Raw genomic sequence first — 18,595 nt, forward strand, 5'->3', positions numbered from 1 at the left:
TCCGGAACTTCCGGGTGCTTCTTTTCGGGTTGCTGGCTCATGGTGCATTCACCTCGCTGCGATGAAAAAAGAGGGGATGGGAGAAGCCCCGTCTCACCCCCGACTCACTGACGAATCCGGACGAACGCGCTCCATCATTCGATGGGTACCGTTCGCCCGCTGTCGATTTCCGGTCCCGTTTCCACCTTGCCGCCGTGTTCGATTTCTGCGGCGCTGGCATCGCGCACCAGCAAGATTTTCAGCTTGAAAACCACCTGCCGGCCGCACAGCGGGTTGTTGCCATCAATGGTGATGGTCTGGTCATCCATCCGCGTCACCAGGAAGCTCTTGGTCTGGCCGCGCTCATTCTCCATCAAGATGGCGGTACCGACCTCGCGGTACTCCTCGGGAACGTTCTCGATCGATTCGGTGATCACGAGAGACTCGTCACGCGGCCCGTACAGTGCGTTGCAGTCGATGGGCACCTCGATGGTCTCGCCCTCCGCCCTGCCTTCCAGCTCGCCCATCACCTGGGGCGAGAGAACCTCGTTCACGCCGTGCACGTAACCCAGCGGGAACTCGACCTCGGTCAGGACCTGGCCGGACTTCTCGTCGATCACCTGGTAGTTCAGTTCGACGTACTTGTTGTCCTGGATTACATCTGTCATTCAATGTCCCGCAGTCTCAGAAAATGGACGCACCGAAGATGCGCACCTCGCCTTCCTCGTACCCGAGGACCATGCGCCCGAGCCACTCGCCCTCTTTCTTCGTGCTGCGCACCCGATAAAGGACGGTGACGTGTTCGCCACGCCGGATAATGCCGAGGAAGTCCCAGTCTGCGCTCAGGTTGCGGGTCAGTTCGCTCTGGGCAAATTGCTTGCCGACCTCGACTTCATTAAGTCCGAACAACAGGTGATAGGAGAACCGGCGGACGAACTTGCCGTACTGACCCTTGTTGGAATACTTGATCAGATCGGACCATATGGGATGGGCGATCTCAACGATCTCCTCGTCGGAGTGATCGATGATATTCATCGAAGTCTCCGGCGGTCTCTCTGCTTCAGCTACGCTGGTCATGTTGAAACCCTCAAGTGTGGCGTTTGAAAGAGAAGGCCCACGCGCGTACGCGTCGGCCGTCGCCGCTTCCGTGCGAGGTGGCGGGCTCGCGCACGAGCCCGCCACGTTGGAATCCTAAGCTTCCTCTTTCTCGGCTTCCTTGGCCGGGGCCTCGTCCTTGTCGACCAGGTGATAGCACGGCGCCTTTTCCATAGTGTACTCGCCCGTCTTCGGGTCGCGACGGGAAACGGTCAGGTGATGCCAGTTCTGATCGTCGAGTTTCATGTAGTCGCCGCGGTAGTAGTAACCCGGCCAACGGGTCTCCTTGCGGAACAGCGTGTGATGGAAAACGCTCTCGGCGGTGCGCACGCGGTGCTTCAGCTCCCAGGCACGCAGCAGTTCGTGGATGTCCTCCGCTGCCAGCTTTTCCAGGTCCTCTTCGAGGATCTTCATCTTCTTCAAGCCGATATTGAGCAGCTTCTCGTTGGTCATGTAACTGACCGTCACGCCACCGCAGTACTCGTCCATCAGCTTCTGGAGGCGGTCAAGACCCTGGCGCGGGTTGATGTAGTTCGGGTTGACCGAACCGGCAACAACTTCATTGCGGTAGATCTTGTAGTGCTCGAGCGGCTTGTAGATCTCCTGTTTCAGCTTGCTGATCTGCGAATCGGAGACGCGGATGCCGTCGGCCTTGCCTTCGTCGATGTACTTGCAGGCGGCCTTTGCCGCCAAGCGTCCTTCGGTGAACGACCCGGAGGAGAACGCATGCGGCGTCCCACCCACGGCGTCGCCCGCACCGAACAGGCCCTCGACGCTGGTCATGCGGTTGTAGCCCCAGAAATACTCGGGCGGGGAGACATCCTCCGGACCGGAGCACCAGGCGCCGCAGCCAGTGGCGTGCGAACCCATGACGTAGGGTTCCGAGGTGGTGAGTTCGGGGTTCTCGTTCTTGGGGTCCACATCGGTGGCGGCCCACAGGACGGCCTGACCGACGGTCATGCCGAGGAAGTTCTCCCAGCCGACCTCTTCGAGGTGCGGATCCTGGAAGGCTTCCATCGTGACCATGTGGATCGGTCCACGTCCCGCGTTCACTTCGTTGAGGAACGCATGGTTGCGCAGGCAGGTCGGGATGGGCCGATGGGTCCGGTGAGAGACCTCCGGATCCAGGTATTCCTTGCCGACCATTTCCTGCAACTGCGGCCACCACTTGGACTCGTACTCTTCCCCGTTGCAGTTCTGCGTGCGGGTCTTCAGGTGCAGGAAGTAGGCACCGACCGGGCCGTAGCCGTCCTTGAAGCGGGCCAGCACGATGCGGTTTTCCATCTGCGTCATCTTGGCGCCGGCGTTGATCAGCAGGCCATAGGCCGAACCGGACGACCATGGCGCGTACCAGACACGACCGGCACCTTCACCGACCGAGCGCGGCTTGAAGATCATGGAGGCGCCGCCGGCAGCGACAACGACGGATTTGGACTTGAACACGTGGTAATTACCAGTGCGCACGTTGAAGCCCACGGCCCCAGCCACCCGGTTCTCTTTCGATTCGTCCATCAGGAGATGGGTGACGCAGATGCGGTTGTAGATCGTGTCGGCGGACTTCTTCGCCGCCTCGGCCACAATCGGCTTGTAGGACTCGCCGTGGATCATGATCTGCCAGCGGCCTTCGCGCTGGTAGGCGCCCGTCTTCGGGTCGCGCATCAGCGGCAGGCCCCACTCCTCGAACTGGTGCACGGTGGAGTCCACGTGGCGTGCCATGTCGAACAGCAAGTCCTCGCGCACCATGCCCATCAGGTCGATACGGGCGTAGCGCACATGGTCCTCGGGGTTATTCTCGCCCCAGCGGGTCCCCATGTAGCAGTTGATCGCGTACAGGCCCTGTGCCACCGCACCGGAGCGGTCAATGTTGGCCTTTTCGGCAATCACGACCTTCTTGTCCTGGCCCCAGAACCGGGCTTCCCAGGCGGCACCCGTGCCACCGAGCCCCGCACCGCAGACCAGAATGTCGATGTTGTCTTCGACGATTGTCTTGTAGGCCATCAGTAGTACACCCCTTCTTTCAGTTTGAGACCGGCGGCCTCAAGCGTGTGCAGATCCCCCTCATCCATGCGGATGTACTTGGGCTCGTTGAACAGCAGCTGGCTGTCGCGCATGGACTTGTCCGGCGCGGGGACGTCCGCCAGCTGCGGGATGTGCTTGCCCCAGGGCTTGGTGGTGATCGGTGAAAGGAAATTCTTCTCGCGACCATCGCGGAACTTGATCTTCCAGGCAATCGTGCCCCGATCTTCGTCGCGGTCGACCCGCACGCTGTGACCCAGTGGCGCGAAATCCGCGTAGCCACGTACGTCAATGGCGTGATGCGGGCAGGCCTTCACGCAGGAATAGCACTCCCAGCACATGTTGGGTTCGATGTTGTAGGCGCGACGGGTGGTTTCGTCGATATGCATGATGTCTGACGGGCAGATATCCACGCAGTATCCACAGCCATCGCAACGGGTCATGTAGACAAAAGTTGGCATGGTAGTCCTCGATCGATGCTGGTGTTTGGCTAAATGGCTTAGTAGTGGTGGGGCGCTTCACGCTGAATACCCTTCCCCATCTCCATCGGCGCGTCGCGCAGCAGTTCCATCGAGTGGCGCTGCTGTTGCTCGGGGTCGTCGCGCGTGAGGGTCGGAAGGTTCTCGGCGGAGCCGTCGGCCCGGGTGATGCGCTTCTGGTAGGCGGCGGCGGGCTTGAAGAACATGTGCGCGAACTTGGACCAGTACACGGTCGCGAACAGGGTCGTCGTGGCCGCGAGGAAGAGCGCGAAGAACAGCCAGCCGAGGGCGCCGGTCCCCTGGGTCAGCGACCAAAGAATGGCGAAAGTCGACGTGGCCAGCAGCGACCCGATGAACATGTCGGCACGGACCAGCTGGTACCAGCGACGCCCTTCGGAATACACGTCGACACGGATGAAGAACCAGAACCAGTAGCCGCCAAAGGCCAGCGACAGGGCGCCCAGATGCCACAGGATCGGCCACACCCCGGCGGCCGGCTCGGTCGCATAGCCAAAGATCAGCACGGCGGAGGAGACCACGAAAACGATGAAGCCCCACATCGTGAACAGGTGCGAGGCGCGGCGCTTCGGGTTCTTGAACTCGCCGGAGGTGATGACCTCTTTCCCCAGGGTCTGCATCGCCTGGGAGAATTTCTCGCCACCACTCACGCTACGGGTCGCATTCTTTTCGGCTTTCTTGGCGTTCTCGAAGAAGTACTGGGCACTCCTCTTGTGCATCATGTCGAGGATCGTGCCGACGGCCACCAGGATGACCATGAGCACGACATACGCCTGCATTGCGGCTGGTGGGATAAACGCAGCCAGTTCGGCAAAGGGATTGCTAGTGATCACGGCGTCAAGCCTCCTCAGGGTGTCCAATGGGCAGACCGAGTCTGTGCCAACTCGATCTCGCGCTTCAAATCAAACTTGCTTGCCTGCGCATAAGCTAGATGTATGGTGTCATATGCTTATTTATGGAAACGCTAATCTAGGTGTGCGGAAGGCACCACGGGAATGCGCGCGAACCACCGATCCTTCGAGGCCCGCGACGGCCGCATTTGCGCGGGCGAGACAGCGGTCTCGAGCGTGCCGCGAAGCGCCCATTGGGCGGGCTCAAGACAACGAGGCAGTCGCCGCGCAGAGCTTGTTCGGACAACCCCTGACGCCCGGTTTCCCGGAATTTACCCGGGGGCGAGGGTCAAGAAACCCGGCCCTTTATGGCCTATCTTGTGCTACGTTCAGGGTCGATGTCGCAGCGCGCCGGCCACGCGGCCGACTGAGCGAATGCGGCCCGGACGACATCCGGCGGCCCATGCCGCCCCATCCATACAGCCCACATCCAGCGTCGGCAGGAGATAAAGCCCCATGATCAAACCGCACGGTGCAGACACCCTGAAGCCCCTGTTCGTATACGACCCCGATCGACACCACGCCCTGTTGCAAGAGGCGGAAACCCTCCCCTCCGTGGTCATCAGTTCCGCGGCCGCCGGCAACGCCGTAATGATGGGGGGCGGCTATTTCACGCCGCTCACCGGCTTCATGAATGTGGCCGATGCGGTGAGTTGCGCCGAGAACATGAGAACCACCAGTGGTCTCTTTTTCCCGGTCCCGATCGTCAACCTGCTGGAAGACGCCGACACAATTCGCGGGGCCAAGCGCATCGCGCTGCGCGACCCGAACATGGAGGGGAACCCGGTGCTCGCCATTCAGGAGGTCGAGGCGATCGAGGAATTCACACCGGAGCAGATGGAGGCCATGACCCAGAAAGTCTACGGCACGACCGACATGGAGCACCCCGGTGTCGCGGCATTCAACAGCGTTGGCCGTGTCTGCGTCTCCGGACCCATCGAGGTCCTGCATTTCTCGTACTTCCAGGACGATTTCCCCGACACCTTCCGTACCGCCGTCGAGATTCGCAACGAGATCGCCGAACGCGGCTGGAACCGGGTGGTCGCGTTCCAGACGCGCAACCCGATGCATCGAGCCCACGAGGAGCTGTGCCGAATGGCAATGGAGCAGCTGGACGCCGACGGCATTGTGATCCACATGCTGCTGGGCAAACTCAAGCCCGGCGACATCCCGGCCCCGGTGCGCGACGCCGCCATCCGCAAGATGGCCGAACTCTACTTCCCCCCGAACACGGTGATGATCACCGGGTATGGCTTCGACATGCTCTATGCGGGCCCCCGTGAAGCCGTCCTCCATGCCCTGTTCCGGCAGAACATGGGAGCAACCCACTTCATCATTGGCCGCGACCACGCGGGGGTCGGGGACTACTACGGGCCATTCGATGCCCAGACCATCTTCGATACCGAAGTACCGGACGATGCCCTGGAGATCGAGATCTTCCGCGCCGACCACACGGCCTATTCGAAAAAGCTCGACCGTGTCGTCATGATGTGCGATGCACCCGACCACACTAAAGAGGACTTCGTGCTGCTGTCCGGCACCAAGGTGCGCGAGATGCTGGGACGCGGGGAGGCGCCCCCGGTCGAATTCTCCCGTCCGGAAGTGGCGAAGATCCTGATGGAGTACTACCAGGGTCTTAACCCGCAGTAGGACGGGCGTTCAGGCCGATTGCCGCCGCGGCACCCGCTGCTGCGGCAGCAATCCCTGCCCAACCCGGGAATACTAGTAGGCCTTGGACAAGGTCGCCTGGATCTGCGCGAAGGTCCGCGCGACGTCGAATGTCTGTACCTGGATTCCCAGCTGGCGACCGATCTGCGTAGCCGAGAACATCCCCCGGATGCGGGTTTCGCCGGTCTGCGGATCTCGCTGCCCGACCAGTGCGTGCTGACGCCCCCAGTCCTTCAGGGTCGCGACGATGTCGGCCACGTCGGCCTGCATGACGCGCTGCATGTCCAGCAGGTCGATGTCATCCAGCGAAACCATCAGGTCACGCACCATCAGGTCGTGATGCCGCACGCCACGTTCGTTCACCATCTGAATCGGACGCTCGCCCTGGGTGTCGCGCGCCGTGATCAAGCCGAGCACACGTTCCGAGTCGACCACGATCAACAGCCGCACGCCCTTGGCAATCATCTGCTCGGTCGCCTGGTTCAGCGTCGCCTCGGGCCCAATGGTCGCAACCGGAACCCGCCGAAAGTCCGTCATCACACACAGCGCGGACGACGCCAGGGTGACCTGGGGCTCCTCCTCCGTAACCTGCTGGAGACCGGTTCCGGGCGATGCCTTGCTCGACGGAAGGGGTTTGTGCGGGAATTCTGCTGTCATCGAGTGCTCCTCATCCAGGGTGGGAACCTAGACGATGCCCTGACACGCACCCGCTGACAAGCCGGTCCCGCGATCAGGGAGGGTGGAACAGGCACCAACGGCGAATCACGGCCACGAGCACAAGCCAGCCGGATACGACGGGTTCAGGCCGCACGCTCCTCCGGCGTGAACCGAATCTCGAACTCCATGCCTTCCAGGTCGCCGAGCGCCCAGGTCGCCTCGGGCGCCCCGAGACCGGCTACGGTGCCGGGGTTCACGAGCCAGGTCGAACCACCCTTCACATGGGGCTGCTGGCGAATCTCGGTCTCGTGACTGTGCCCGCAGCAGACAAGGTCATAGTCACCTGTACAGGCCATCGCATGGGCGTAATGGGGGTAGTGCGTGACGAAAATACGCCGGCCACCGAGCGTGATGGTCGCGTCCAGCCCGTAGTAATGAAGCAGGCCACCGGACTGGTGAGCGATGCGCGAGATCGCGACCGGGTCGCCCAGGTTGTTGCCGTGCACCGCATGGATCGGCACGCCCAGCTTCAGCGAGGCGCGCAGCGTATTCCCGCCAATCACGTCGCCACAATGGATGACCGCCTCGGCGCCGTCGGCAACGCCGGCTTCGATCGCACGGGCCAGCATCGGGCCACGGTCATGACTGTCGGAAACAATGCATACCTTCATCGGGTTTCACAGGCCTCTGTTTTGCAGTTCAGTGCCCGGAACCATAACACTGCCGCGATCTTCGCCGCGTACGGGTCCGATTCCGGGCCCTCGCGAAAGCGACCACCGGGATGCCCCGGTTGCTCGCGAAACGCCTTGTGGTGGACCCCCCGGAACTGCATAGTGGGGGCAACCCCGGGAGAAGTAAGGGGTATTGCGGTATATCGCGATTGTCTAACTTTCAAGGCGTTGACGATTCATGGCACAGACCCCGTCGCACGAAATCAAGAACACCACCTGCTACATGTGCGCCTGCCGTTGCGGCATTCGGGTGCACCTGCGTGACGGGGAGGTGCGTTACATCGATGGCAACCCCGAGCACCCCATCAACGAGGGGGTCATCTGCGCCAAGGGTGCCTCCGGGATCATGAAACAGCACTCGCCCGCGCGGCTGACCCAGCCACTGCGGCGCAAGGCCGGTGCCGAGCGGGGCGACGGAGAGTTCGAACCGATCTCCTGGGAGGAGACCTTCGAGATCCTTTCCGAACGGCTCGAGCATATCCGCGAGACCGACCCGAAGCGGTTCGCGCTGTTTACCGGGCGCGACCAGATGCAAGCCCTGACCGGGCTGTTCGCCAAGCAGTTCGGCACCCCCAACTACGCGGCGCACGGCGGCTTCTGCTCGGTCAACATGGCCGCCGGCATGATCTACACCATCGGTGGCTCGTTCTGGGAGTTCGGCGGGCCCGACCTCGAACGCTCCAAGCTGTTCGTGATGATCGGCACCGCCGAGGACCACCACTCGAACCCGCTCAAGGTCGCGATCTCCAAGTTCAAGCGCCAGGGCGGACGCTTTATCTCCATCAACCCGGTGCGCACGGGCTATTCCGCCATCGCGGACGAATGGGTCCCGATCCGTCCGGGCACCGACGGTGCCCTGCTGCTGGCCCTGATCCACGAGATCATGAGCAAGGGCCTGTACGACCGCGACTTCCTGGTGCGCTACAGCAACGCCGGTCAACTGGTGAACATGGACGAGGACAGCGACGCCTTCGGGATGTTCCTGCGTGCCGACTCACCCCCGGCAGACGGCTGTTACGACGCGCAGGATCAGCTCTGGTGGGACCGCAAGACAGGCCGCCCGGTGCAAACCCACACCCCGGGAGCGGACCCCTATCTGCTGGGTGAATTCACCCTGAAAGACGGCACCCGCACCAAGCCCGCATTCCAGCTGTTGCAGGACCGGGTCGCGGAATACACGCCCGAGTGGGCGGAACGCATCACCGGCATCTCGGCCGAGGATATCCGTCGCCTGGCCCACGAGATGGGGGTGACCGCCCGCGATCAACGTATCGAGCTCCCCATCGCCTGGACCGATTCCTGGGGCGAGGAACACGAGTCGGTCACCGGCAATCCGGTCTCTTTCCACGCGATGCGCGGCCTGGCAGCCCACTCGAACGGATTTCACACGATCCGTTCCCTGTCGATCCTGATGTCGCTGCTGGGCACCATCGACCGGCCCGGCGGCTTCCGCCACAAGGCGCCGTTCCCGCGCCCGATCCCGCCTTGCGCCCGCACCCCGAAGGGGCCGGAAGGCGTGCAGCCCGGCAAACCGCTGGACGGCATGGTGCTCGGCTGGCCGGCGGACCCGGACGACCTGTTCGTGGACGACAAGGGCGAGCCCGTTCGACTCGACAAGGCCTTCTCCTGGGAATACCCGCTGGCCGTGCACGGCATGATGCACAACGCCATCACCAACGCCTGGCGGGGGGACCCCTACCCGATCGACACCCTGCTGATCTTCATGGCCAACATGGCGTGGAACTCGACCATGAATACGGAAGAGGTCCGCAAGATGCTGAACGACAAGGACGACAACGGGGAGTACAAGATCCCGTTCCTGGTCGTGGCGGACGCCTTCCAGTCGGAGATGACGGCATTTGCCGACCTGATCCTGCCGGACACCACGTATCTCGAACGCCACGACGTGATGTCCATGCTGGACCGCCCGATCTCCGAGTTTGACGGACCGGTGGACTCGGTGCGCATCCCGGTGGTACCGCCCAAGGGCGAGTGCAAGCCGTTCCAGGAAGTGCTCATCGAACTGGGCTCGCGCCTGAAACTGCCGGCGTTCGTGAACGAGAAGGGCAACCGCAAATTCCGCGACTATCCGGACTTCGTGATCAACTACGAAACCGAACCGGGCTCGGGCATCGGCTTCCTCGCCGGCTGGCGCGGCAAGGGTGGCGAGAAATCGCTGCGCGGCGAGCCCAATCCCAACCAGTGGGAGATGTACGCCCAGAACAACTGCGTGTTCCAGTACGAGCTGCCACGCAGCTACCAGTACATGCGCAACTGGAACAAGGGCTACCTGGAGTGGTCGCAGCGCAACCGCATCACGCGGTTTGGCGAGCCGATCCTGATACACCTCTACTCCGAGGTACTGATGAAGTTCCGCGCCGCGGCCCAGGGCAAGGGCCCATCGCGCAAGGCGCCCGCGCACCTGGCCAAGCGTGTCGAGACCTTCTTCGACCCGCTGCCGTTCTATTACGATCCACTGGAATACCAGACCACCAACAAGCACACCTACCCGCTGGCCGCAATCACGCAACGCCCGATGGCGATGTACCACTCCTGGGACTCCCAGAACGCCTGGCTGCGTCAGATCCACGCGCACAACCTGCTCTACGTGAACGCGCGTACCGCGCATGCCGCAGGGATCCAGGACGAAGACTGGATTTGGGTGGAAAGTCAGTGGGGCCGGGTCCGCTGCATGGCCAAGTACTCGGAGGCGGTGGAACCCGGCACGGTCTGGACCTGGAACGCGATCGGCAAGGCTTCGGGTGCCTGGAATCTGACCCCGCGCGCCAACGAATCGCGCAAGGGCTTCCTGCTGAACCACCTGATCTCCGAGGAGCTTCCGGGGCATGACGGCCCGATCTCCAACTCCGACCCGGTGACCGGTCAGGCGGCCTGGTACGACGTCCGCGTCCGCATCTACAAGGCCGAAGAAGGCGAGCCGCGGGAGACTTCACCCCAGTTCAAATCCCTCAAACCGTACCCCGGCCAGTCCAAGCGGGAACGTGTGCTGAACTTCTTTGCGGGCATAGGAGGCAAGAAATGACCCAACTCGCCCTCGTCATCGATCTCAACGTATGCGTGGGCTGCCACGCCTGCGTGACCAGCTGCAAGGAATGGAACACCTCGGGCGACGCCGGCCCGCTGGTCGACCAGAACCCCTACGACGCGGATCCCACCGGTACCTTCTTCAACCGGGTGCAGAGCTTCGAAGTCGGCGAGTACCCGAACACCGAGACGGTGCACTTTCCCAAGTCCTGCCTGCATTGCGAGGAACCCCCCTGCGTGCCGGTGTGCCCGACCGGAGCCTCCTACAAGCGCGAGTCGGACGGCATCGTCCTGGTCGACTACGACAAGTGTATCGGCTGCAAGTACTGCTCCTGGGCCTGCCCCTACGGCGTGCGCGAGGTGGATGCCGAACGCAAGGTCATGACCAAGTGCACCCTCTGCGTGGACCGCATCTACAACGAGGAACTGCCCGAGTGGGACCGCAAGCCGGCCTGCGTGCGGGCCTGCCCGACCAATGCCCGCCTTTACGGTGACATTCATGACCCCGAATCGGTGGTCTCGAAGGCGATCCGCGAGGCCGGCGGGTACCAACTGATGCCCGAGTGGGGAACCAAGCCGGCCAACCACTACCTGCCACGACGGAAGACGCAGGTCACCATCCGCGAGGAAGAGCTGGAACGTGCCGACAACCCGCTGAAGATTGACAGCCAACTGCCCAAGCCCGGGCAGGAAGAACCCTCGCTCGACGACGTCACCAGCTGGTAAACAGGGACGAACACGCTATGCATCCTGCCTTTTCGGTCATTTTCCTCACCACCCTCATCGGCGCCGGCCAAGGCCTGTTCCTCGCCCTTTTCGGCGCCGAATCACTGGGCCTGCTGGGCGTGCTCCCGGCACCTGGGTCGGATTTCCTGGCGCTCGGGTCGCTTGTTTCGCTCGTGTTCCTGGTGCTTGGCCTGATTGCCTCCTTCTTCCACCTGGGGCGCCCGGAGCGCGCATGGCGGACCGCCACCAAATGGCGGACCTCGTGGCTGTCGCGCGAGGTGATCGTGCTTCCGGCATTCATGGGGGTGGTCTTCCTGTACGGCGCCGCCCACTGGTTCGGGATCAACCCACCACTGGGCACGCTGGCCGGCGGCTATCCGGTCCTGCCGAGCGTCGTGCTCGGGGCCCTCGGGGCACTCCTCGCGATCGTGCTGTACGTGACGACCGCGATGATCTACGCCTGCATCAAGTTCCTGCAGGAATGGCACTCGCCGCTGACCGTAATCAACTACACGGTGCTGGGGGCCGCCTCCGGCTTTACCCTGGCGGCGGCCTACGCCGCCTGGGCCGGCGGCACGGGACTGGTGAGCTTCCTGGTGACGGTCGCCATCGTGCTGACCCTGCTGGGCCTGGTTACCCGAATCGCCTCGCTCGTGCGCAACGCACGCATCAAGGCCAAATCCACGCTGCAAACGGCGATTGGCATCAAACACCCGAAGATCCAGCAGAAGTCCCAGGGCTTCATGGGCGGATCGTTCAACACACGGGAATTCTTCCACCACATGTCGGCGGCGTTCCTGCGCGGAATGAAATGGGTGTTCCTGCTGACGGCCTTCGTCATTCCGGCGATCCTGCTGGTGGTCGTCCTGGCCACACGCATGGACCCGACCGGCGTGCTGATCGCGGCATTCGTGATCCAGTACCTGGGGCTGGTCGCGGAGCGCTGGTTCTTCTTCGCTCAGGCCAATCACCCGCAGAACATCTACTACCAGTCGGTCGCCTGAACGCGGGGGCCTGCGGGCCCCGCGGCGTGGCTCCGCGACACTCGTGGCTCGCAGGGAGCGATGCCCTGCCAGTTCTCAGGTCGCGGACCAGCTCTCGGTGCCAATCCCCTCGCCCAGATCGACCTCCACCAGGCGGCGGCGCACCTCCATTAACTGGTCGATCAGCCCCGGCTCGTGACGCTCGTAGGCGTCCGCGTCCGGCACCCGGTTGACGACCACGCCCAGCAGCTCGGTGATCGCGTTGCCGATCGAATTCTGGCTGATCGTGACGATGAGCCGGCCCTCGTCGTTGCGATAGATCAACTGCTTGAATGCCGGCTGCCAGCGAATCGCATGGGCGTACTTGGCGTCGGTGAAGCACCGGTCACGCACCTTCTTCGCGGTCTTCAGGAAGTCATTGTTGAACAGCAGGACCTCCTCCACGGCTTCGGGGAAATGGACACCTTCGGGCAACGGCGCATTGCGGGTGGAGACCTGCGAAAAGAACGTGCGGTAGAAATCGAGAAATCCCTGGAGGATGGCGTCGTATTCACGCCAGAACCGGATGTCCTTCAGCGCCTCGACTCCACCCTGGATCTCCCAGCTCGGCAGGCCATGCGGGTATCCGGTCAAGTCCAGACGGGCCTCGTGATCCGACGCCGGGCGGAGAATCTTCAGGTCCAGCGCCCGGGTAAAGAACGCGCGGTAGACCTCGCGCATGTAGGCCTGGAACAGGCTGTGCTGACCACCGTCGGTGAGGTTGGGATTGCCCGGGTCCGCCAGCGGCGCGGCGGTGAGCGTGTCCATCGGGAAGACCATGAAATGGTTGTGCAGCATGCGGATGCTGGGCACGCCCGGGGCGGTCAGCGGCCAGGTGGCGTCCAGGCTGGCCTCGCCCGCCAGCACCAGGGCCTCTGCCGGATCCGGGTACTGTTCCAGCATGTACTCGATGATGACCCCGTTCATCCGGTTCCAGACATGCCGCACGGGCTCCGGGACCTGGGTGCGGCGCACCGGGCGTCCCATCGGGTCCAGTATCGTCTGCGAAGTGTTATAGATGATGGAGCAGTCGAATTCGTTGCTGTGCCCCAGGGCCTTGCGATAGAGCAGGAGATTTTCCGGGTTAACCAGCAGGCCGTTGTTGTTGACCAGATCAGCCAGGTTCTCGGTGCTGTTGAAGAACTCGTTGGGTTTCATCCCCTCCGGGATATCGAGAGGGATGGGGCGGAACGGCGTGGTGATCTCGCGAGGGCCGGATTGCATGACGATCGATGAGCTCCTTGCAGGGGGGGGCGATACCGGGACGGCACGGGGCGCTTGTACCCACAACCACAATGGCTGTACTGTAACTTGCGCGGCATGGGAGTGCCTGTCGCGACCATAGCACACCACCCACTCCCTATAGGAGCGAAAGCATGCGACTGATTCTTTTGGGGGCGCCCGGCGCCGGCAAGGGCACCCAGGCCCAGTACATCTGCGAGAAGTACAATATTCCGCAGATCTCCACCGGCGACATGCTGCGTGCAGCCGTGAAGGCGGGCACTCCATTGGGACTCAAGGCCAAGGAGGTCATGGATGCCGGGGGCCTGGTGTCGGATGACATCATCCTGGGGCTGGTCAAGGAACGCGTGGAGCAGCCCGACTGCTGCGACACCGGTTTCCTGTTCGACGGCTTCCCGCGCACCATCCCGCAGGCCCAGGCCCTGAAGGATCAGGGTGTGCCGCTTGACTTCGTCGTGGAAGTGGATGTACCGGACGAGGAAGTGATCCGGCGCATGAGCGGGCGCCGGGTGCACCCGGGTTCGGGTCGCACCTACCACGTCGAGTTCAACCCGCCGAAGGTCGAGGGCAAGGACGACGTCACCGGTGAGGACCTGATCCAGCGCGAGGACGACAACGAGGAGACCGTGCGCAAGCGCCTCGAGGCCTATCACAGCCAGACCCAGCCACTGGTCGACTTCTACGCGAAATGGGAGGAGAGCGGCGACCCCGAGGCACCGAAGTGCGTCCACATCAAGGGGACCGGTTCGGTGGAAGATATCCGCGACCAGATCTTCAAGGCCCTGGGATAGAAAATGGCCCGCCCGGGGCACCGGGCGGGCCATCGCGAAGCGGGGCCGGGGCCCCACGCAATCACCAGCCCCTGGCGCCTCGGCGACAGGGGCTGTTCGACGGGTACCTAGCGACCCAGCACTTTGGACACCTTGTTCTTGCGCAGGCGGTAGGCATCCGGCATCCCCGAGCCCAGCAAGGGCCGCAGGTACATCCGGAATGCGTCGGTGACATCGGTGCCCGAGGCATCAATGAACTCGTCCGGCATCACCTTGGTCTTGCCCGCGACGGCTTCCAGCGGGACATAGTCGTAGTCCACCGAATAAAAGCCGGTACGCTTGATCGCAACCGACCCGTCGCGCCCTTCCCACATCGCGAACTGGACGGCCTTCTCGCCCACCTCGCGGGCCTCGCGCTGGTCGACATCCGACACACAGCCGATAAAGGCTCGCTGGAGGTAGCCGAAGGTATCACCGCGTACGCGCTTGACGCCCAGCTTGTCGCGGATTTCGTCACACAGCATATCGGCCAGCGCGCCAGTACCGGAGAGCTGGACGTTGCCGTGCGCGTCCTTTTCCACGTCCTTGGCCAGCTTGGTGGCGATCGGTTCGCCTTCGGCATCATGGATGCCCTCGCTGACGGCGATCACACAGCGACCGTAACGGTCCATCGTCGCCTTGACGTCTTCCAGGAAACGGTCCACCTCGAACACCCGCTCCGGCACGTAGATCAGGTGCGGGCCGTCGTCGGGAAACTTCTTGCCGAGCGCGGAGGCGGCCGTCAGGAAGCCGGCATGGCGACCCATGACCACCGCCAGATAGATCCCGGGCAGGGCGTAGTTGTCGAGGTTCGCGCCGATGAATGCCTGCGCCACGAAACGCGCCGCCGACGGGAAACCCGGGGTGTGGTCGTTTTCCACCAGATCGTTGTCGATGGTCTTGGGGATATGCACGCAACGCATCGGGTAGTCGGCCTTGCGGGCCTCCTCGCTGACGATGCGCACCGTGTCCGAGGAGTCATTGCCGCCGATGTAAAAGAAGTAGGTGATCTCGTGCGCCTTCAGGACCTTGAAGATCTCCTTGCAATAGTCAAGGTCCGGTTTGTCGCGCGTGGAACCCAGTGCCGACGAGGGCGTCTCGGCGACCATCTCCAGGTTGTGGGTGGTCTCCTGAGTCAGATCCAGAAACTCCTCGTCGATAATCCCGCGCACCCCGTGGAAGGCCCCGTAAACGAGTTCCACATCGGTAAATTTCCGGGCCTCGAGGACCGCACCCACCATGGATTGATTGATTACCGCCGTCGGGCCGCCACCCTGGGCGATGAGAACCTTGGCCATCTTTATCCTCCTTTTTGCGACTTTCGTAGGTAGAAACCGGGAGCCGGCCACACATCGACCGGGACATCTCAATGACGTAAGGCCCGAAGATAGCAAATTCCGCACTCTGCGCACGGAACTGTTTAATTGTATTATCAAAGGCTTATTGATTAAGCGACGAACCACCGGGTGCGACGGCACCACCAGCCCGGCTGGTCGGTGGCGTGGACCCGGATGCAAGGGGAGAAGGACGGGGGCGGGACTCAGTCGCGCAGGTGCCGGTTGGCGAAACGGGTAACGCGGATCATCGCGTCGCGCGAGGCGAGGTCGTCGGCGAAAGTGCGGTTGTTGCCGTTGCGGAAGTCGAAGCCGCGGCCCACGCCCGGGTACTCGATCCAGTGCACCTCGCCTCCGCGACTTTCGAGGCCATCGGCGGCCATGCGCGCGGTGCGGTGACGCTGGTATTGCTCCTCGTCCCCGATCAGGATCATCATCGGGATCTCGAGTTCGTTGACCTCGCTGGCGTAGCGATACACCTGGTGCGGCTCGCCCAGGTTCGGGTCCTGAAGGTGCGGGTAGTAGCCGGCCCAGCAGGCGACATCGGCGACCTGGCGTTCAAAGGTGACGGCGACCTTGAGGGTCTTGTACCCCCCACGGGTGATGGAAACCAGGCACGCGCGGTCACCCACGATGTCGTCACGTTCCAGAAGTACGTCCAGCCCCCTGTTCAGATCGCCTTCCAGTTCGTAGTCATGATCCAGCGGGTGGCTTTCCATGAAACGCCCCGTGTACATGTCCGGGGCGAGCACCACGAAGCCGCGCGCCGCGAGACGCTTCACGTGGAGCTCGGCGAGATCGTCGAGCCCGCGCCGGCCGTGAGCCCAGAGGATCGCCGGATAGGCCTCGCCATCGGCCGGGCGGGCTACCATGGCGGGGATGTCAATGTCGTCGCGCTGGTACTCGATGCGGTCGATCTCGACCTCGTGGTTTTCCACATCGGAGTACATCACGCCGTCCTCCCACCAGTCGTCATCCCACCACCAACTGCCAGACCCGGTGTGGTCGTCCGCAACCAGCGGAACCGTGATCAGGACACCGGCCATCAGCAGACCGAAGGCACGCAGCACTGGAGACATCGGAAACCTCGCTCGAAGTCGTCGTTCGGGACGGAGCGAGCCCTGCAGGCCGCTCGTCGGGGGAATCTTCTACGAATCCTAGTGCAATCGGGAATAATCTGCCGCCGAAAAGACCTATTGCCCACCCGGAAAGTCCAACTGGCGCCAGGCCTCATAGACCACGACGGCCACGGCATTCGACAGGTTGAGGCTGCGACTGCCCGCGCGCATCGGCAGGCGCAGGCACTGCTCCGTCGGCAGGGCGTCCAGCACCGGCTGCGGCAGGCCGCGGGTTTCGGAGCCGAACACCAGGGCATCGTCGTCGCGGTAGGCCGGCGCATCATGACGGACCTGGCCGCGCGTGGTGATGGCGAAGACCCGGCCGGGCCGCACCGATTCCCGCCACTCCTCGAGGCTGTCATACTCTTGCACCCGGGCCAGCTCGTGATAGTCGAGCCCGGCGCGGCGCGCCCGCGCGCTGTCCAGCTCGAACCCGAGCGGATGGATCAGGTGCAGCGCGGCCCCGGTATTGGCCGCCAGACGAATGATGTTACCCGTGTTCGGCGGGATCTCCGGTTCATAGAGGACGATGTGAAGCATGAGTGATTCGCGCACCGATCCGCGGCTGGCCCTGGACTTCTGCGGGCTGCATTTGAACACGCCGCTGGTGCTGCTGTCCGGTTGCGTCGGCTTTGGCGAGGAATACACCCGCGTGGCGGGGTTCTCCAACCGCGATGCCGGGGCCATCTGCCTGAAGGGCACCACGGGCGCCGCACGGCTGGGCAATGCCCCGCACCGCGTCTACGAGACCCCGGACGGCATGTTGAACGCCATTGGCCTGCAGAACCCCGGGGTCGACCAGGTGGTGGACCACACCCTCCCCCAGCTCGACTTCGAGGAGACGCGCTTCTTTGCCAATGTCTCGGGCTCGACCATCGAGGAATACATCGAGGTCACCCGGCGCTTCGAGGACTCGCCGATCGACGCCATCGAGATCAACATCTCCTGTCCGAACGTGAAGGAGGGTGGCGTCGCCTTCGGCAATGACCCGGACATGTCCGCGCGCGTGGTCGAGGCTTGCCGCAAGGTCACGTCCAAGCCACTGATCACCAAGCTCTCGCCCAACCAGACCGACATCGCCGAGAATGCCCGGCGCTGCATCGAGGCCGGGACCGACGCCTTTGCGGTCATCAACACCCTGATGGGGATGGCGGTGGACGTGGAAAAACGCCGCGCGATCATCGGCAACAATCAGGGCGGCCTGTCGGGCCCGGCGATCAAGCCAATCGCGTTGTTGAAGGTCCAGCAGGTCTATCAGGTGGCCGCGCCGCACAACGTGCCGATCATCGGCCAGGGCGGCGTGATGAATGCCACCGACGCACTGGAATTCCTGATCGCCGGCGCCAGCACCGTCGGCGTGGGCACCGGGCTGTTCTACGACCCGCTGTGCCTGCCCAAGATCCTCCACGGCATCAGCGACTACATGGACCGCCACGGCTACACCCACGTGCGCGACCTGACCGGCACCCTGCAACTGAATGGTGCCATGTCCGCCTGCGCCCCGCCCGCCCCGCAGGACCCCACCACCTGAAGGGCCTGTTCACCACAGAGGTCACGGAGAACACGGAGAAGGGCAAGGTCAAAAGCGAAAAGCATTAACAGGAAGATCGGAAGGTCGGAAGAATGCAGTAATGGGGCCGGGGGACGTAGGGCACCGGTTCGGGACCCCAGGCGCGACGCCAAGGGCTCTCACCCCAAAAAACCTTCCTGTCTTCCCATCTTCCTGTAAATCGCTTTTGACCTGGCGCTGCTTGGTAGTGGGTCCG

17 protein-coding genes are annotated in these 18,595 nt (G+C 63.2%); 6 read left to right on the forward strand and 11 right to left on the reverse strand.

The genetic code is table 11. From position 1 onward, the window contains the following. Positions 1–134 precede the first annotated feature (134 nt). From ACESLR_RS05575 to ACESLR_RS05595, 5 genes are all read right to left on the reverse strand, one after another. Positions 135–647 (reverse strand): peptidylprolyl isomerase, encoded by a 513-nt coding sequence (locus tag ACESLR_RS05575; protein ID WP_373024804.1) that lies wholly within the window; start codon positions 645–647, stop codon positions 135–137. A gap of 16 nt (positions 648–663) precedes the next feature. Continuing rightward, on the reverse strand, positions 664–1,014 hold the full coding sequence (locus ACESLR_RS05580) for a hypothetical protein (RefSeq protein WP_373024805.1): 351 nt from the start codon (positions 1,012–1,014) through the stop codon (positions 664–666). 156 nt (positions 1,015–1,170) lie between these two features. After that, positions 1,171–3,072, reverse strand: a complete 1,902-nt coding sequence (gene aprA, locus ACESLR_RS05585) for an adenylyl-sulfate reductase subunit alpha (protein ID WP_373024806.1) — start codon at positions 3,070–3,072, stop codon at positions 1,171–1,173. Further along, positions 3,072–3,551 (reverse strand): adenylyl-sulfate reductase subunit beta, encoded by a 480-nt coding sequence (gene aprB, locus ACESLR_RS05590; RefSeq protein ID WP_373024807.1) that lies wholly within the window; start codon positions 3,549–3,551, stop codon positions 3,072–3,074. Before aprB ends, aprA begins: the two co-directional genes overlap by 1 nt. Positions 3,552–3,589: 38 nt before the next feature. Continuing rightward, on the reverse strand, positions 3,590–4,366 hold the full coding sequence (locus ACESLR_RS05595) for an adenylyl-sulfate reductase (protein ID WP_373024845.1): 777 nt from the start codon (positions 4,364–4,366) through the stop codon (positions 3,590–3,592). Positions 4,367–4,933: 567 nt separating this feature from the next. Here ACESLR_RS05595 and sat point away from each other — a divergent pair. Next, positions 4,934–6,127, forward strand: a complete 1,194-nt coding sequence (gene sat, locus ACESLR_RS05600) for a sulfate adenylyltransferase (RefSeq protein ID WP_373024808.1) — start codon at positions 4,934–4,936, stop codon at positions 6,125–6,127. A 72-nt stretch (positions 6,128–6,199) separates the two neighbouring features. Here sat and ACESLR_RS05605 read toward each other — a convergent pair whose 3' ends face one another. Continuing rightward, the gene (locus ACESLR_RS05605) at positions 6,200–6,802 is read right to left on the reverse strand and encodes a CBS domain-containing protein (RefSeq protein ID WP_373024809.1); all 603 of its coding nucleotides are present in this window, start codon (positions 6,800–6,802) and stop codon (positions 6,200–6,202) included. A gap of 143 nt (positions 6,803–6,945) precedes the next feature. Beyond that, positions 6,946–7,473, reverse strand: a complete 528-nt coding sequence (locus ACESLR_RS05610) for a metallophosphoesterase family protein (protein ID WP_373024810.1) — start codon at positions 7,471–7,473, stop codon at positions 6,946–6,948. 238 nt (positions 7,474–7,711) lie between these two features. On the opposite strand from ACESLR_RS05610, the gene ACESLR_RS05615 reads away from it, so the two are divergent. From ACESLR_RS05615 to ACESLR_RS05625, 3 genes are read left to right on the forward strand one after another with little or no spacing between them, the layout of a single operon-like run. Beyond that, positions 7,712–10,576, forward strand: coding sequence for a molybdopterin oxidoreductase family protein (locus ACESLR_RS05615; RefSeq protein ID WP_373024811.1), 2,865 nt, complete (start codon positions 7,712–7,714; stop codon positions 10,574–10,576). Next, a complete protein-coding gene (locus tag ACESLR_RS05620; RefSeq protein ID WP_373024812.1) occupies positions 10,573–11,304 on the forward strand; it encodes a 4Fe-4S dicluster domain-containing protein in 732 nt (243 codons plus the stop codon). Before ACESLR_RS05615 ends, ACESLR_RS05620 begins: the two co-directional genes overlap by 4 nt. Before the next feature lie 17 nt (positions 11,305–11,321). Beyond that, the gene (locus ACESLR_RS05625; protein WP_373024813.1) at positions 11,322–12,308 is read left to right on the forward strand and encodes a dimethyl sulfoxide reductase anchor subunit family protein; all 987 of its coding nucleotides are present in this window, start codon (positions 11,322–11,324) and stop codon (positions 12,306–12,308) included. Positions 12,309–12,383: 75 nt separating this feature from the next. Here the strand turns inward: ACESLR_RS05625 and ACESLR_RS05630 are convergent, their stop codons facing one another. Beyond that, on the reverse strand, positions 12,384–13,550 hold the full coding sequence (locus tag ACESLR_RS05630) for a hypothetical protein (protein ID WP_373024814.1): 1,167 nt from the start codon (positions 13,548–13,550) through the stop codon (positions 12,384–12,386). 152 nt (positions 13,551–13,702) lie between these two features. Between ACESLR_RS05630 and adk the strand changes: the two genes are divergently transcribed. Continuing rightward, a complete protein-coding gene (gene adk, locus ACESLR_RS05635) occupies positions 13,703–14,359 on the forward strand; it encodes an adenylate kinase (protein WP_373024815.1) in 657 nt (218 codons plus the stop codon). Between the two features lie 107 nt (positions 14,360–14,466). Here adk and ACESLR_RS05640 read toward each other — a convergent pair whose 3' ends face one another. From ACESLR_RS05640 to trmL, 3 genes are all read right to left on the reverse strand, one after another. After that, on the reverse strand, positions 14,467–15,675 hold the full coding sequence (locus ACESLR_RS05640) for a 6-phosphofructokinase (RefSeq protein ID WP_373024816.1): 1,209 nt from the start codon (positions 15,673–15,675) through the stop codon (positions 14,467–14,469). Positions 15,676–15,917: 242 nt separating this feature from the next. Further along, positions 15,918–16,790 carry a dienelactone hydrolase family protein gene (locus ACESLR_RS05645; RefSeq protein ID WP_373024817.1) on the reverse strand — a complete coding sequence of 291 codons (873 nt, stop codon included), beginning with the start codon at positions 16,788–16,790 and terminating at the stop codon, positions 15,918–15,920. Positions 16,791–16,904: 114 nt separating this feature from the next. Further along, entirely contained in the window at positions 16,905–17,369 is a 465-nt protein-coding gene (gene trmL, locus ACESLR_RS05650; RefSeq protein WP_373024818.1) for a tRNA (uridine(34)/cytosine(34)/5-carboxymethylaminomethyluridine(34)-2'-O)-methyltransferase TrmL, read from the reverse strand. Here trmL and ACESLR_RS05655 point away from each other — a divergent pair. Continuing rightward, positions 17,368–18,360, forward strand: coding sequence for a dihydroorotate dehydrogenase (locus ACESLR_RS05655; RefSeq protein ID WP_373024819.1), 993 nt, complete (start codon positions 17,368–17,370; stop codon positions 18,358–18,360). The genes trmL and ACESLR_RS05655 overlap by 2 nt on opposite strands. The last annotated feature ends 235 nt before the right edge of the window (positions 18,361–18,595 follow it).

The sequence above is a fragment of the Thioalkalivibrio sp. genome, assembly GCF_041685615.1.
Taxonomy (GTDB): domain Bacteria; phylum Pseudomonadota; class Gammaproteobacteria; order Ectothiorhodospirales; family Ectothiorhodospiraceae; genus Thioalkalivibrio.

Bases quoted from the DNA above. Each gene is read 5' to 3' on its own strand.
- ACESLR_RS05575 (WP_373024804.1), bottom strand. From the start codon at position 647: ATGACAGATGTAATCCAGGACAACAAGTACGTCGAACTGAACTACCAG.
- ACESLR_RS05580 (WP_373024805.1), bottom strand. From the start codon at position 1,014: ATGAATATCATCGATCACTCCGACGAGGAGATCGTTGAGATCGCCCAT.
- aprA (WP_373024806.1), bottom strand. From the start codon at position 3,072: ATGGCCTACAAGACAATCGTCGAAGACAACATCGACATTCTGGTCTGC.
- aprB (WP_373024807.1), bottom strand. From the start codon at position 3,551: ATGCCAACTTTTGTCTACATGACCCGTTGCGATGGCTGTGGATACTGC.
- ACESLR_RS05595 (WP_373024845.1), bottom strand. From the start codon at position 4,366: ATGCAGGCGTATGTCGTGCTCATGGTCATCCTGGTGGCCGTCGGCACG.
- sat (WP_373024808.1), top strand. From the start codon at position 4,934: ATGATCAAACCGCACGGTGCAGACACCCTGAAGCCCCTGTTCGTATAC.
- ACESLR_RS05605 (WP_373024809.1), bottom strand. From the start codon at position 6,802: ATGACAGCAGAATTCCCGCACAAACCCCTTCCGTCGAGCAAGGCATCG.
- ACESLR_RS05610 (WP_373024810.1), bottom strand. From the start codon at position 7,473: ATGAAGGTATGCATTGTTTCCGACAGTCATGACCGTGGCCCGATGCTG.
- ACESLR_RS05615 (WP_373024811.1), top strand. From the start codon at position 7,712: ATGGCACAGACCCCGTCGCACGAAATCAAGAACACCACCTGCTACATG.
- ACESLR_RS05620 (WP_373024812.1), top strand. From the start codon at position 10,573: ATGACCCAACTCGCCCTCGTCATCGATCTCAACGTATGCGTGGGCTGC.
- ACESLR_RS05625 (WP_373024813.1), top strand. From the start codon at position 11,322: ATGCATCCTGCCTTTTCGGTCATTTTCCTCACCACCCTCATCGGCGCC.
- ACESLR_RS05630 (WP_373024814.1), bottom strand. From the start codon at position 13,550: ATGCAATCCGGCCCTCGCGAGATCACCACGCCGTTCCGCCCCATCCCT.
- adk (WP_373024815.1), top strand. From the start codon at position 13,703: ATGCGACTGATTCTTTTGGGGGCGCCCGGCGCCGGCAAGGGCACCCAG.
- ACESLR_RS05640 (WP_373024816.1), bottom strand. From the start codon at position 15,675: ATGGCCAAGGTTCTCATCGCCCAGGGTGGCGGCCCGACGGCGGTAATC.
- ACESLR_RS05645 (WP_373024817.1), bottom strand. From the start codon at position 16,790: ATGTCTCCAGTGCTGCGTGCCTTCGGTCTGCTGATGGCCGGTGTCCTG.
- ACESLR_RS05655 (WP_373024819.1), top strand. From the start codon at position 17,368: ATGAGTGATTCGCGCACCGATCCGCGGCTGGCCCTGGACTTCTGCGGG.
- trmL (WP_373024818.1), bottom strand. From the start codon at position 17,369: ATGCTTCACATCGTCCTCTATGAACCGGAGATCCCGCCGAACACGGGT.